This is a genomic window from Haloarcula amylovorans (assembly GCF_004681185.1).
Lineage (GTDB): Archaea > Halobacteriota > Halobacteria > Halobacteriales > Haloarculaceae > Haloarcula > Haloarcula amylovorans.
The window spans coordinates 65625-77993 of record NZ_SRIF01000005.1 but is presented as its reverse complement, the minus strand read 5'-3'; the positions used below and the strand labels follow the sequence as shown (position 1 = coordinate 77993).

Here is a 12369-nt window from a genome sequence, read left to right as displayed (position 1 = left end):
GGGCGGCCACAGTACATAACACACAGCAACCCGTCGTCGGAGACATGGTAGATGAGGACCTCGGCGAGGCAACTATCGTTTACGAGACGCCGGACGAAGGGACCGTCGAGCGAACGGTCCAGAACGAACACCTCGCGTACTTTCAGGACCACTGGATAGTCAAAATGGGCGAGGACGAAGACGGAGACTGGGACGTCGTCCGCCGAATCCCCACCCGCCGCGTCCACTACGTCGAGCGATCGGTCGACGAGTTCGAAGAGGAGGTCAAGACGCTACGCAATCAGGTGCAGTCCCTCGCCGACGACGTTCGCTCTAAGTTTCTAGGCGGGAGTGAGGACGACGACAACGGGGAACCGCTCCGCATCGATGTCGAGAGCGACGACGATAGCTCGAGCTAGAATGCCCGGCAGGCAGTCGAGCGCGGTCGTTCGCGTCGCCAGCCGGTTACCAACTCGTAGTAAGCGGATAACAGCGAGGGAGCGAACTGTCGGCGAAGGGCACGATTTCGGCCGCATAGCCGCTCTATAAACAAATACGGCACTGCGGAAGCGCGAGCACGAGGACTGAGTATGTCAGAGGCCACATGGGACATCCAAGACGGTGCCATCGTAGAACAACCCCGGGAGATTCGACGCCATCCGCTGCTGGCGCGGATATACGAGCGCCACGACGCGCTCATCTCGGAGAGTCTCTCGACGGGGCGAACGCTCGAACTCGCGTTCGGCCAGCACATGCACCCGGACGCGGACGTCGGTCTGGAAGGATGGCTCTCGAACGCTCAGTCAGTTCCCGACCCGGCCGTCGCCGGTGACGCACGCTCGCTACCGTTCGAAGACGCGTCGTTCGGGACCGTCATCGGCCGACGGTTTCTCCACCACGTCCCGCCGGAAGACCGCCAGCGGATCCTCAGCGAGGCCGCACGCGTCCTGAAACCCGGCGGCAGAGTCGTTCTTCTGGAAGGAACCCCAGGACTGTACCGGCGACTGACGAAGGGAGTCGCCTTCCGACTGGGACTCCTCGAAGAGGATACCGATATCTACGGTCACCTCTCAGAGGCGGACGTCTACGAACTCGTGGCCCAGGAGTTCGACGTGGTGACGAAACGGACGCTCGGCTCGCCGCTCATGGTCGCGAGCATTGCCGAATCCGACCTCTCGAAACATCTCTACGAGGCGTACCAGCGAACGCAGTTCGTCAAGTGGTGGACGTTCGTCGTCGGCGAGAAACCGGCGTAGCCGACACCGCGATTAGGCGACGTCTTCCGCGACCGCCTCGACGACGGCCTCGCAGAACGCGTCGAGGTCGTCGGGTTTCCGACTCGTGATCAGATTCTCGTCGGTGACGACTTCCTCGTCGACCCACTCGCCGCCGGCGTTGCGGATGTCGGTCTGGAGACTCGGATAGGACGTCAGCGTCCGGCTGTCGACGACGTCCGCCTCGACCAGTACCCACGGACCGTGGCAGATCGCGCCGACGGGCGTTCCCGATTCTACGTGTTCCGTGACGAACGAGACGATCTCGTCGTCGAACCGGAGCGTGTCCGCGCCGACGGTGCCACCGGGGACGACGAGGCCGTCGTACTCGTCCGCCGAAACGTCGTCGATCGCTTGCTCTACTTCGACCGTCTCTGCCTCCTGCAGGTCGTTCTCGACGGTCTGTACGTTGCCCGTTTCGGACCCGATCACGTCGACGTCGGCCCCCGCGTCGGCGAGGGCTGTTTTCGGTTCGGTGAATTCGACCGACTCGGTTCCCTCTGCGACCAGGATCGCGACCCGTGCTCCATCGAGTCGTTGACTCTCGGATTCGCTCATCGGAGGAGAGTCGGGGTGGTGTCCGGGTAAGGGGCTGGCAAGCCCTTGCAAGTCCAGTCGAGAACAACCGGTTCCTCTCAGCGACCAAAGCTGTCACTGACTCCCCAGCCAGAAACGGCAGGCTGCTTTTGCAAGCAGTTGCCACTTCTGTGTTACGAATGTGTTTCGTGTACATGGCAGACTCTACCGAGGACGTGTCCACGGACGCCGAGACGAAGCGACGCCTGATGACTGACGGTGGCGAGAGCGAAGAAGAGTCGAGTGACGACTCCGGCGCCGACGAAGCGGAGACAGAGACCGACGAGACGGAAGAAACCGAGAGTGAGAGTCAAGAGAGTGAAGAACAGGAGAACGAAGAGAGCGAAAGTCAAGAAAGCGAAAACGAAGAGAGCGAACAGGGATCAGAGGAGAGCGACGGCGAGACGGGTGTCCTCTACCTCGACCTCGAGGGGCTCTTTCTCGACCTCCTCGGGTTAGAGGTGGACTTAGACGAAGTCGAACTCGACGTGACCGCGAGCAAGGGCGACGGGAACCTGCTCGGCAATCTGCTTTCGGCGGTCTCGGGGCTACTCGACGGTCCGGGCCTCGGTGACCTATTGGGCGGCCTCGGCGGCGGGTTGCTCGGCGGCGGCGGTGACGAGGACTCCGATTCCGGCGGCATCGGCGAGTACGTCAAAGGGTCGGCCCAGTCCGTGATGGACGACATCCCCATCGAGAAGTTCGTCAGTCAGTTCATAACCGAACTGGTCAGTCAACTGACCGAGACGTCCAGCTCGGACTCCTCGAGCGGTGAAGAGTCGGCAGAGGAGAGCGACGACTCATGAGCTCCGACTCACTCGCGTCGGCCGTCGATACGAGCGAGATACTGTCGAATCTCGACTACGAGGAGCTATTCGAGGGGACGAAACTGGAGGGAATCGAGCAGGAGGACGGCGAGATAACGGAAGCGGTCGGCCGCAGGCTGGGCGAACTGACCGGTCGCAAACTCGGCGAACTCCTCGGTGGCTACCTCGGCGCGATGTTGATCGGACAGTTACTCGAAGGGTCAGACGACGAGACAGCCGGAGACGAGGAGACGGAGGGAGACGGCGAGACGGACGAGGAGAGTGCTGAAGAGAGTGACAACGAGAGTGATTCGGACGATGAATGAACGACCGAACGCTCCGCGACGGTAACCCATGAGTGATACGTCTAGAGTGGCCGACGCTGTCACAGAATCGGTAGACGTGCTAACCAACTCCCTCGAATGGGTGCCAGACGAATTAGCCGAGGACGGGGACGGAACGTCGACGGGCCGCGCGGTCGGCGCCCGCATCGGCCGCGAGATCGGAGCTGTTCTCGGTCGGTCAGTCGGCGAACTCGTCGCCGCCGAACTACGAGAGGAATCCTCGTCCGACGACGTTCTCGGCGAGGTTCGCGAGTTCCTCGTCGCGGTGTTCTCCGAACTGCTCACGGACGCCGACGCCGATTCGGCGCTGGCAGAGATTCAGGAGACGGCCCGCTCGCTCCCCGAACAGGCCGGCGAGGAAGCGGCGGGTGAGGAGGAGGAATCGAGCGCAGACGACGGTTCGACCGACGAAGCCGAGGCAGAAGCTGACGAAGCAGAAGCGGCCGACGAAGCCGAGGAAGGCGAATCAGAGTCGGACGGCGAAGACGGGGCAGGCGTCACCTCACCCGAGGAACTCGACAACCTCCGCGAGGAGACGCTCCGTGAAATCCTCGATCTGATGTCCTACGACGAGCTGCAGTCCATCGCGAAGAAGGTCGGCGTGAAAGCGAATCTCGACACGGAGACGATGCGAGAGCGCATCGTCGAGGAGTTCACGGCCGACGAGGAGGACGCTGGCGACGCGGCGGACTCGACTGACGAATCGGACGAGTGAGAACGCGACCGCGGCGAGAAATCGAACGGATGGACAAGCAATGACAGAGGACACGGACGAAAAACCGACAGAAGACCGGGTCGAGCAACTGCTTCGAGCGGCGCGCGAGGAACTCGGCGACGAAGCGTCTGACGAGAAGCCGTCGTCGTCGCTCCGGGACGTGGCCGCCGAGGCCGACGACCTGATCGAGGGCGCCGACACCGAAGCACTGTTGGAAGCGACGGGTACGGATCTGCCCGAAGACAGCGGTCCAGAGACGATACCGAAAGCGCTCTCACAGAGCGACTCCGAGTCGGTTGCTGAGTTACGGACGCTCTTCTTGCTCTCGGAACTATCCGAGACGGAAGACGACGCGGCAGCGGAGCCGCTCGAAGAGCTTCGAGAACTGACTGCGCAGGCGGACGCGACGACCACGGCCGAAACGGCCGAAAGTGAGGGCGAGTCAGAGACGGAGAGCGAAGCGGCCGAAGACGCCGACGAAGCGGACGAAGACGAGGACCGGTCCGGAACAGACGGAGAGTCAGAGACAGAAAGCGAGTCTGAGACGGAGAGTTCGAACGAACCGGGCGACAGTCCGGACGCGGACAGCGACGAGTCGATGGACCCGATGGCGCAATTCGGTGAGGAACTCGACGTAGAGCTCACCTCATCGCTCGAGGACTTCCGCGAGGAGATAGAAGCGGCGCAGTCGTCGCTGCGCGAGCAGCTAACGAAGGCCGAGGCCGACGAGGCCGACGACGCGTCGACGGCCGAAAACGAAACTACAGATGAGACGTCGACGGCCGAAAGCGACGCCACAGACACCGTGGCCGATCCCGGTCACCGACGGAACACTTTCTCCTCGATGCCCTCGTCGAACCGATCGGACATGCGCCAGCCGCGACGGCTCTCGACACTTCAGCCACCGCCCAACGACGACGAGGATGAGTGAGTGAAAAACCCGCTCTCAACGCCATAGGGCCATTTCTCCACCGCTGCCGGCATATGCGTGCCGAGAAGTTATTCCAATGGCGAAAGATAGCATGGGACATGCTCGGTAGCATTCGCGCAATACTCCAGCAGATCATCAGCCTACTAATCGCTATCATCACGTTCCCACTGCGCCTGCTGCGGTCCTTGTTGTAGCGGGCACTACCGGTACTCCAGCGTCCGAGGTAACGTGGCGGTCTCGCCACGCGAATCAGCGACGCATGCCATCTGGATAGGACCGAAGAATGTGTGTTCGGGCGTCAGCGCTACGCGTGGAGCACCTTACCGAAAACAGCTGTAGGGACCCGAACTTACCGTCTCTGGTAATCAGATATTATCGAGGTACACCTCGCTTACGCTGTATACGGCACAAATAGGCCGAATAAAGCAGCCCGTAGTTGGGCGAAGCGCTCGCTTGTCTCCGAGTCGTGTCTGACTTACAAAGTCGGTCGCGCGTCGATGCGTGTTCGCATGACCGACCACAACGTCACTCGGCGGCGTGTCGTACAGGGAGCGGGAGCCTTCGGCGTAGCGGGCGTCGTCGGAAGTTCGGTCGTCACGGCACAGCAACAGACCGAGACGACACAAGAGAACAGCGCTGCATTGCGGGTCGCCCACGCGTCGCCCGACGCACCGAGCATCGAGGTCCGTCTGGACGGCGAGACAGCGATAGACGGGGTAAGCTTTCGGAACGTCAGCAGTTACAACGAGGTCGACCCCGGGACGTACCAACTACAGGTCGTGGCGACGGAACAGGGCTTCCTCGGGGGAGTACTCGACGACTTGTTCGGTGACAGCGAGGGCGAGGGGACCGTTCTCTTCGACCAGGAGGTAACCCTCGAATCGGGGACGACATACACTGCCGTCGGTTTCGGCGAGGTGGCTCGGGGCCCCACCACTACCGAAAGCGACGGCGGTACCGGCACCGAAACTGACGGTGGTATCGGCGAAACAACGACTGAGACTGAGACGGCGAGCGGACTCGAAGAGGCCCCCACCGACGAGGGCGCAGGCGATCAGTCCGGTAGTTCGGCTGCCGCCAGCGGCGAGACGCTCGTCGAGGGACTGTCGTTCGGCGAACACGACACCTTCGAGGTCGGAGCGGGCGAGTACTCGCTCGTCATCGAAGAGAGTAGTGAGGCGGGGCTGACCGACGGAGGGACGGTCGGCGAACAGACCGGTACCGAAACCGAGGACGGCTTCGGCGAAGAGAGCACGCCGAGCGAGGGCGACCAATCCAACCGCGGCTTTCAGGTCTCGCTTCTCGAAGACGACCTCAGCGCGCCCGGCGAAGAAACCGCCCGGGTGCGAGTCTTCCACGCTGTTCCAGACGTAGACAGCGTGACCGTCTCCGTATCGTCGGAAGCAACGTCGACGGAACAGGGCGGCACGGACGGGGGGACCGCGACTCCGGGCGAGTCGGGCGGTACGGAAACCGATACAGGCACGACCACAGAAGGGGGGCAGACCGACGGCGGTACCGGTGCTGTCGGTGAGAACGCGCGTCAGGCGACGGTTTCCGTCGACGGCGGAGCGGTCTACAGCGGTTTCGCGCTCGGCTATTTCGACCCGGACACAGCCGCAGCAGCGGAGGCACAGACGGGCACCGAAACAGACGGCACGCCCGCGGAAACGGCGACCGAAAGGACTCCCGGCGGCACCGGAACAGAAGACGGTGTTTCGACCAGAGATCCCTCTGGAGAGGAGTTCGAACTCGTTGTCGTCCAAGATGCGCAAGAGGGTGAGCGTTCCGATGGCGGCACGGGCGAGCTGTAAACCCCTATCCGAATCCCGGCTTCACGAGACGGAGTCGCCGACCGCGTGGACCCGAATCTCCAACACGCCGTTGTTGAACGTCGCTGCATCCACTTCGAACACCTCCCACGGGAGCGATACTCGGTCGACGACGGCCTCGTCGACGAGAACCACGAGGTCGTTCGTGCGTTCACCGACCGCGGCCGAGACGTCGTCGAAGTCAGTGTCCGGCAGGTCGGCGACAACGGTCAACTGGTCGCCATCGCGGTACGTCCTGACGTGGCTATCGACCGCAGACTCGTCGAGTTCCTGTCTGTCGATCTCATCCGAATCTGGCGAGGACTGCTCGGTTCCGGACCGCTCGGGGCGGTGTCCGAGGCTTCCTCGGTCGTCACTCGTGTGGTCTCCATCGAGAATGCCGTCGACGAGGTCGCTCAACGAGATGCCGAACTCGATGTGAATACCTTTGCCATCCGTGTCGGTACTATCGCCGTCCCAATCGTCTGAACCACTGTTGTCACCAGAAGTCATGGTCAATGCTGACTATGCTCACGTAGCGCGAGGAGCGGCAAAAGGTATCGCCCGGAATGCACTACCTCGTTCGAGACCGGGCAACGGTCCGCCGCCGCGACTCGTCGCCTCAGAACGAGGCGACGCCGCGCTTGATCGACTGGATGACGTCCTTCTGTTGGAGATAGCTGGCCCCCGCGAGCAGCGTCGGTGCCCAGAGGCCAACGAAGATGCCGCCCTCCTTGTTCCCTTCAACGTAGAACTTGTACCACGAGTAGAGGATCGACCCCGCCGCAAGCGTGGCCACCGGGTCACCCATCGACAGTGGCGTCGACTCAGCGACGTCGTCGACCGTACTCATCGTGTCCTCTTCTGTCGTCTCGGAGTCGCTCTCTGATTGGATTCCCATTGCGACTAAAACAACGGGCGGCCGCCGAATCCGTCCGCTGCCTGTACCTGCAGACGATTATCGCGTATCGAGAATCCGCCACCGACGGCGGTTCGCTCCGCTCGCATCGCGGCTAACCACCGACGACGAATCCCGTCTCTGCGGAATCACGACGAGTGGCTACCGCCGCCGTCGATTGCCGCGCGAGCCCACTACCCGCCGTTCGTAGCCGTCTGCTCCGTCGGAGAAGTCGTGTTCGTTCCTAACGGGGTCAGGAGGGACGGAGCGTCTTTAGTCCACGGCACGCACCCGAAAGCACCACTGGTCTCGTGACCACGGGGTCGTTTCACTCCCGTGTCGCTCGGGCGCTTTCCATGCCATCCTGGTCCCACACTCCACACGCGAAAGCGGGCGCGACCGAGGGCTCGGTTTACTGCGGGCGGGACAGTCGTTCGAAGCGATATCGAACGCGACCTCTCGTCGTCCCCACCGGAATCGGGATCCAGCCCTCGGACGGAAACCCGCCCATTCCGAACAGACGAACCGTCCAGAGGCACACGTTTAGCATCCGGTCGTGCTGCTGTCTCACTCACCACACAGGTATAACGACCACGCAGGAACAAGCAGTAACGGTCCCTCTGTGCCCCACGTATGCTAAGTGCGATGGCACGAAACTTCACTGACGACGACCGCGATAAGGATGTCGTCACCGCAGACGGCAACCGCATCGGTACCGTTCGAAACGTCGACAACGACCGAGCGACGGTCGACCGCGACCACGACGACGACGACGGCCTCACAGACAAGATCAAGGACATGCTCGGCTGGGGCGACGACGATTCGAACGAGGTCCGTAACGAGCACGTCGACAGCATCAACGACGACGAAGTTCGACTGCGCAGCTCGAAATAAGCGGCTAGTCCGACCCGACCAGTTTATTTTTCGGCGTGCGATACCTCTCCGTCCAATCGTCGGTACGGCGTGATTTGCTCCGGTTTCAGCGCCCCTGCGTCCGTCTTGCCACGACCACCTCTTTTGCCGACGGCTCACTCACGACACTCGTTCACGTCGTCGCCAGCAGACGTCTACCGCCCCATATTGCTACATCATCCCGTGGGCCTCGTAGAACTCTTCGAGGCTATCACAGTCGTGGTTGTCCTTCATAGTGATCCGCCCCCCGAATCGATACCTTCGCCAGCACTTCTCGCCGTCGATGAACACGGGATTCGTCCCGGTGTCCGGTTCCATCTGTATTCCACCGTCAGTATCGGGTTCGCGATCGAGATACTCAAAACCGTACTTCGCGGGTTCGCCGTCCTCGCCTACCGCCGACCGGTCACAGCCGTCGCACACGAGGGTAACGTAGCTGTCCGTATTTCCTTCCACTTCCCCACCGCAGAGAGGACAGGTCATGATAGAATAGTGGGACGTTATTCCCATGAGCGTGTTGCTCGAACCCCCCGAGTAGAGAGCCGCGTTGTGAGCGAGTAATATGCGCGTAGCTACGAGTTGTTTAATACGGGGACAAACAGTAGTGCCGCGAAGGAGAGGGGATGCGAGCGCCGAAATTCGAGGGTATACGGCCAATACGAAACGAACCGCGAGAATATGTCGCCCCTATATTGTGAACTCCCGGGAGACTCGATCCGCTCGCGGGAACGGGGACAGCGCAACCGTCAGTCGGGTGTGAGACTATTCGAATAGAAATCGTGTCGAATCGGGATGCCGCCTCCCGGATTTGAACCGGGGACAGCTCGATCTTCAGTCGAGTGCTCTCCCAGTCTGAGCTAAGGCGGCGCGCACTCCAAGCGAGGACGAGGGTAGAAAAAAGGATTTCGAAAGTCCGCTCGTCATCCAGCGAATCGTGTGTCGGTTACCCACGTCGCTACGGCAAGAAGAGGTCCGTACTGTCGAACTCCGCGCCACAGTCGTCACAGACGTACTCAGCCCCGTTCGCCGTCGAGACGCGCCCCCCACATTTGGGACACGTCGAGCCGTTGATCATGGTCTGCGGTAACACAGAGCCCGATAAATGACTTTCGGCAGCTGTCATCTCGGTGAGAGTCGACGGCATCGCTGGGTCCGGGCGTTCTGCGCGACCGGAGTGAACGCAGGGCTCAAGAGAACGAAGCTCTCCGGGCGTCTCGTCTGAGCGGAGCGAGGACGAGGCGCAGAAACGCGGCGCGTTTCGGGCGGATTCGAACCCTACGAGACGAACACAGAGAGTCTCGTTCCCTGATTCGAACCGCCCGGAAGATGGATTCGCCGCTCACGGTTCGTTCGCGGCAGAATCTATGGGTCCGGGCGGATTCGAACCACCGACCTCGGCCTTGTAAAGGCCACGTCATAACCAACTAGACCACGGACCCGCATCTCCACGTTTTCCACCATCGGGAATAACCCTTTCTCTCTGGGTCGGAACGCTTACCCGCTCTCTGGCCGTCAGTGAGGGTATGGACCGCCGTCCGCTGGCCGTCGTCTTCGGGCTGGTCGGCGTGCTCGTGTTCGCCGTGGTCGCTCTGCAGACCGGCCTGTGGGTAGACATCGTCGGTGTGGGGAGCTACGACGAAGGACAGGTGACCGTCTACAACGAGTCGAACGCCACCGCAACGGGCGTGCCCGCGACCGAGGCGGGCACTGAGAGTGCGAGCGAAGGGACGACTACAGACGGCGAGGAGAATCCGACGGTGGCGGTTCGGTCGAACGACACACAGCGGCTGGCGGCCGTCGAGGTCCGAATTTCGGACACCTACAGACAACGCTACGTCGGGCTAAGCGAGACGGAGTCACTGGAACCGAACGAGGGGATGCTGTTCGTCCACGATGAGGAAGGGGAGTTCGCCTACGTGATGCGGAACATGTCTTTCCCACTTGATATCATCTTCATCGACGCGAACGGAACGATAACGACCATCCACCACGCGCCGCTTCCGCCGGAGGGGACAGATGACCTCAAGCGCTACGAGGGCCGCGGGAAGTACGTCCTCGAAGTGAACCGCGGGTGGGCCAACCGAACCGGCGTGAGCGTCGGCGACCGGGTCGAACTGCCCGAGAGCATCGCGTAGCCCAACGCGCTTTTGCGGCTCGGGCCGCTAGACTGGCTGATGGATTTCGATGCGGCGTCGGACGACGACGTCTTCGAGGACGCCCGCGAACGCGTCGACCGGCCGATGTGGCGACTGTTCACGACCTACGGTCGCGGCCAACGCGGTGCATTTCTCGTCGGTCTCGTCAGTTCGATTTTTGCCCGGATGCTGGACCTCCTCCCACCGGTGTTGCTGGCGCTGGCGATCGACTCAGTCATCCAAGGGCGGACGAGTTACAGCCTCCCGCTGGTCCCCGAGACGTGGATTCCGGGAAGCACGGTCGGGCAGTTGTGGCTGACGGCGGGGCTCATCGCCGCCTCCTTCGCGGGTGGGGCAATCTTCCACTGGAGTCGAAACTGGGGGTGGAACAAGTTCGCCCAGCACGTCCAGCACACGGTGCGAACCGACACCTACGAGACGATGCAGCGGCTGAACATGGATTTCTTCGCCGACAAGCAGACCGGCGAGATGATGTCGGTCCTCTCGAACGACGTCAATCGGCTAGAGAAGTTCTTAAACGACGGGCTGAACTCCACCTCGCGGCTGGTCATCATGGTGCTCGGCATCGCCACGTACCTCTTCTACATGAACTGGCAGCTGGCGCTCATCGCGCTGTTGCCGGTGCCGATCATCGCGATATTCACCAAGCGGTTCATCGAGACGATCCAGCCCAAGTACGCCGACGTGCGCGCCTCGGTCGGCAAACTCAACTCCCGGCTAGAGAACAACCTGAGCGGCATCCAGATCATCAAGACTGCCAACACCGAGAAGTTCGAGTCCGAGCGCGTCGAGAACAGTTCGCAGGACTACCTCGACGCGAACTGGGACGCCATCGAGACGCGCATCACGTTCTTCCCCGGCCTCCGTCTCGTCTCGGGACTGGGCTTCGTCCTCACGTTCGCCATCGGCGGCCTGATGGTCATCGGCCAAGCGCCTGGCCCGCTCTCCCTGTCGCTCTCGCCCGGCGAGTTCGTCGCGTTCATCATCTACACGCAGCGGTTCGTCTGGCCGATGGCCCAGTTCGGGCAGATAATCAACATGTATCAGCGGGCCTACGCCTCCGCAGAGCGGGTATTCGGCCTGATGGATACGCCCGGACGCCTCCGAGAGGTCGACGACGCGCCGCCGCTGTCCGTGACTGAGGGAGCCGTCGAGTACGACGACGTGAGCTTCCGATACGACGGCGACGACGATCTCATTCTCGAAGATATTTCCTTCGAGGTCGAAGGCGGCGACACCGTCGCGCTGGTCGGCCCGACGGGCGCGGGTAAGTCCACGGTGATGAAACTGCTCTTGCGGATGTACGACGTGGACGAGGGCGCAGTGCGTATCGACGGACAGGACCTCCGTGATGTGCAAATCCCGTCCATCCGTCGAGCAATCGGCTACGTGAGTCAGGAGACGTTCCTCTTCTACGGCACCGTCCGCGAGAACATCACGTACGGAACGTTCGACGCGAGCGACGACGAGATACGCGAGGCCGCGAAAGCCGCCGAGGCCCACCAGTTCATTCAGACACTGCCCGACGGCTACGACACGATGGTCGGCGAACGCGGCGTCAAGCTCTCGGGCGGCCAGCGCCAGCGGATTGCCATCGCCCGCGCGATGTTGAAAGAGCCGGAGTTGCTGGTCCTAGACGAGGCGACCAGCGACGTGGACACCGAGACGGAGATGCTCATCCAGCGCTCGCTCGACGCGTTGAGCGCCGACCGGACGACGTTCGCCATCGCGCATCGCCTCTCGACTATCAAGGATGCCGACACCATTCTCGTCCTCGAAGACGGCCGCATCGTCGAGCGGGGCACCCACGCGGAACTCCTCGCGGCGGACGGCCTCTACGCGAACCTCTGGGCGGTGCAAGCCGGCGAAATCGACGAACTGCCCGAGGACTTCGTCCAGCGGGCGATTCAGCGCCGGGCGCAGACTGACGCTGACGACTGACGCAGAGCGGACGCCATGTCTGATCA

14 protein-coding genes and 2 tRNA genes are annotated in these 12369 nt (G+C 62.2%); 10 read left to right on the top strand and 6 right to left on the bottom strand.

Features of this window, described 5'->3' with window-relative positions; translation table 11 throughout:
- Positions 1-44: 44 nt before the first annotated feature.
- Positions 45-398: a hypothetical protein gene (locus tag E4S61_RS17835; protein WP_135305298.1), complete on the top strand. Its 354-nt coding sequence runs from the start codon at positions 45-47 to the stop codon at positions 396-398.
- Positions 399-569: 171 nt separating this feature from the next.
- Positions 570-1235, top strand: coding sequence for a class I SAM-dependent methyltransferase (locus E4S61_RS17830; protein ID WP_135305297.1), 666 nt, complete (start codon positions 570-572; stop codon positions 1233-1235).
- 12 nt (positions 1236-1247) lie between these two features.
- Here the strand turns inward: E4S61_RS17830 and E4S61_RS17825 are convergent, their stop codons facing one another.
- Entirely contained in the window at positions 1248-1811 is a 564-nt protein-coding gene (locus tag E4S61_RS17825) for a type 1 glutamine amidotransferase domain-containing protein (protein ID WP_135305296.1), read from the bottom strand.
- Between the two features lie 173 nt (positions 1812-1984).
- Between E4S61_RS17825 and E4S61_RS17820 the strand changes: the two genes are divergently transcribed.
- The 5 genes from E4S61_RS17820 (at position 1985) to E4S61_RS17800 (ending at position 6439) form a co-directional block, all read left to right on the top strand.
- On the top strand, positions 1985-2635 hold the full coding sequence (locus E4S61_RS17820) for a hypothetical protein (RefSeq protein WP_135305295.1): 651 nt from the start codon (positions 1985-1987) through the stop codon (positions 2633-2635).
- A complete protein-coding gene (locus E4S61_RS17815) occupies positions 2632-2961 on the top strand; it encodes a hypothetical protein (protein ID WP_135305294.1) in 330 nt (109 codons plus the stop codon). Before E4S61_RS17820 ends, E4S61_RS17815 begins: the two co-directional genes overlap by 4 nt.
- A gap of 28 nt (positions 2962-2989) precedes the next feature.
- Positions 2990-3694, top strand: coding sequence for a hypothetical protein (locus E4S61_RS17810; protein WP_135305293.1), 705 nt, complete (start codon positions 2990-2992; stop codon positions 3692-3694).
- Between the two features lie 40 nt (positions 3695-3734).
- Complete coding sequence (locus E4S61_RS17805) at positions 3735-4625, top strand: hypothetical protein (protein ID WP_135305292.1); 891 nt, start codon at positions 3735-3737, stop codon at positions 4623-4625.
- A 509-nt stretch (positions 4626-5134) separates the two neighbouring features.
- Positions 5135-6439: a DUF4397 domain-containing protein gene (locus E4S61_RS17800; protein WP_167768556.1), complete on the top strand. Its 1305-nt coding sequence runs from the start codon at positions 5135-5137 to the stop codon at positions 6437-6439.
- Positions 6440-6460: 21 nt separating this feature from the next.
- Here E4S61_RS17800 and gvpH read toward each other — a convergent pair whose 3' ends face one another.
- Both gvpH and E4S61_RS17790 read right to left on the bottom strand, forming a co-directional pair.
- Positions 6461-6949: a gas vesicle protein GvpH gene (gvpH, locus tag E4S61_RS17795; RefSeq protein ID WP_135305290.1), complete on the bottom strand. Its 489-nt coding sequence runs from the start codon at positions 6947-6949 to the stop codon at positions 6461-6463.
- Positions 6950-7058: 109 nt separating this feature from the next.
- The gene (locus E4S61_RS17790; protein ID WP_209309549.1) at positions 7059-7337 is read right to left on the bottom strand and encodes a hypothetical protein; all 279 of its coding nucleotides are present in this window, start codon (positions 7335-7337) and stop codon (positions 7059-7061) included.
- 642 nt (positions 7338-7979) lie between these two features.
- Here E4S61_RS17790 and E4S61_RS17785 point away from each other — a divergent pair.
- Positions 7980-8228 (top strand): hypothetical protein, encoded by a 249-nt coding sequence (locus E4S61_RS17785; RefSeq protein WP_135305289.1) that lies wholly within the window; start codon positions 7980-7982, stop codon positions 8226-8228.
- 189 nt (positions 8229-8417) lie between these two features.
- Here E4S61_RS17785 and E4S61_RS17780 read toward each other — a convergent pair whose 3' ends face one another.
- The 3 genes from E4S61_RS17780 to E4S61_RS17770 form a co-directional block, all read right to left on the bottom strand.
- Positions 8418-8729: a hypothetical protein gene (locus tag E4S61_RS17780; RefSeq protein WP_135305288.1), complete on the bottom strand. Its 312-nt coding sequence runs from the start codon at positions 8727-8729 to the stop codon at positions 8418-8420.
- Between the two features lie 310 nt (positions 8730-9039).
- Positions 9040-9113: transfer RNA gene (locus E4S61_RS17775), tRNA-Phe, on the bottom strand.
- A 498-nt stretch (positions 9114-9611) separates the two neighbouring features.
- Positions 9612-9685: transfer RNA gene (locus E4S61_RS17770), tRNA-Val, on the bottom strand.
- Between the two features lie 84 nt (positions 9686-9769).
- Here E4S61_RS17770 and E4S61_RS17765 point away from each other — a divergent pair.
- Both E4S61_RS17765 and E4S61_RS17760 read left to right on the top strand, forming a co-directional pair.
- Positions 9770-10381 (top strand): DUF192 domain-containing protein, encoded by a 612-nt coding sequence (locus tag E4S61_RS17765; protein ID WP_135305287.1) that lies wholly within the window; start codon positions 9770-9772, stop codon positions 10379-10381.
- Between the two features lie 39 nt (positions 10382-10420).
- Entirely contained in the window at positions 10421-12343 is a 1923-nt protein-coding gene (locus tag E4S61_RS17760) for an ABC transporter ATP-binding protein (RefSeq protein ID WP_135305286.1), read from the top strand.
- Positions 12344-12369: the final 26 nt, after the last annotated feature.

Coding starts and splice junctions, on each gene's coding strand:
- E4S61_RS17760 (WP_135305286.1), top strand. CDS start 10,421: ATGGATTTCGATGCGGCGTCGGACGACGACGTCTTCGAGGACGCCCGC.
- E4S61_RS17785 (WP_135305289.1), top strand. CDS start 7,980: ATGGCACGAAACTTCACTGACGACGACCGCGATAAGGATGTCGTCACC.
- E4S61_RS17765 (WP_135305287.1), top strand. CDS start 9,770: ATGGACCGCCGTCCGCTGGCCGTCGTCTTCGGGCTGGTCGGCGTGCTC.
- E4S61_RS17820 (WP_135305295.1), top strand. CDS start 1,985: ATGGCAGACTCTACCGAGGACGTGTCCACGGACGCCGAGACGAAGCGA.
- E4S61_RS17830 (WP_135305297.1), top strand. CDS start 570: ATGTCAGAGGCCACATGGGACATCCAAGACGGTGCCATCGTAGAACAA.
- E4S61_RS17835 (WP_135305298.1), top strand. CDS start 45: ATGGTAGATGAGGACCTCGGCGAGGCAACTATCGTTTACGAGACGCCG.
- E4S61_RS17800 (WP_167768556.1), top strand. CDS start 5,135: ATGACCGACCACAACGTCACTCGGCGGCGTGTCGTACAGGGAGCGGGA.
- E4S61_RS17790 (WP_209309549.1), bottom strand. CDS start 7,337: ATGGGAATCCAATCAGAGAGCGACTCCGAGACGACAGAAGAGGACACG.
- E4S61_RS17810 (WP_135305293.1), top strand. CDS start 2,990: ATGAGTGATACGTCTAGAGTGGCCGACGCTGTCACAGAATCGGTAGAC.
- gvpH (WP_135305290.1), bottom strand. CDS start 6,949: ATGACTTCTGGTGACAACAGTGGTTCAGACGATTGGGACGGCGATAGT.
- E4S61_RS17805 (WP_135305292.1), top strand. CDS start 3,735: ATGACAGAGGACACGGACGAAAAACCGACAGAAGACCGGGTCGAGCAA.
- E4S61_RS17825 (WP_135305296.1), bottom strand. CDS start 1,811: ATGAGCGAATCCGAGAGTCAACGACTCGATGGAGCACGGGTCGCGATC.
- E4S61_RS17815 (WP_135305294.1), top strand. CDS start 2,632: ATGAGCTCCGACTCACTCGCGTCGGCCGTCGATACGAGCGAGATACTG.
- E4S61_RS17780 (WP_135305288.1), bottom strand. CDS start 8,729: ATGACCTGTCCTCTCTGCGGTGGGGAAGTGGAAGGAAATACGGACAGC.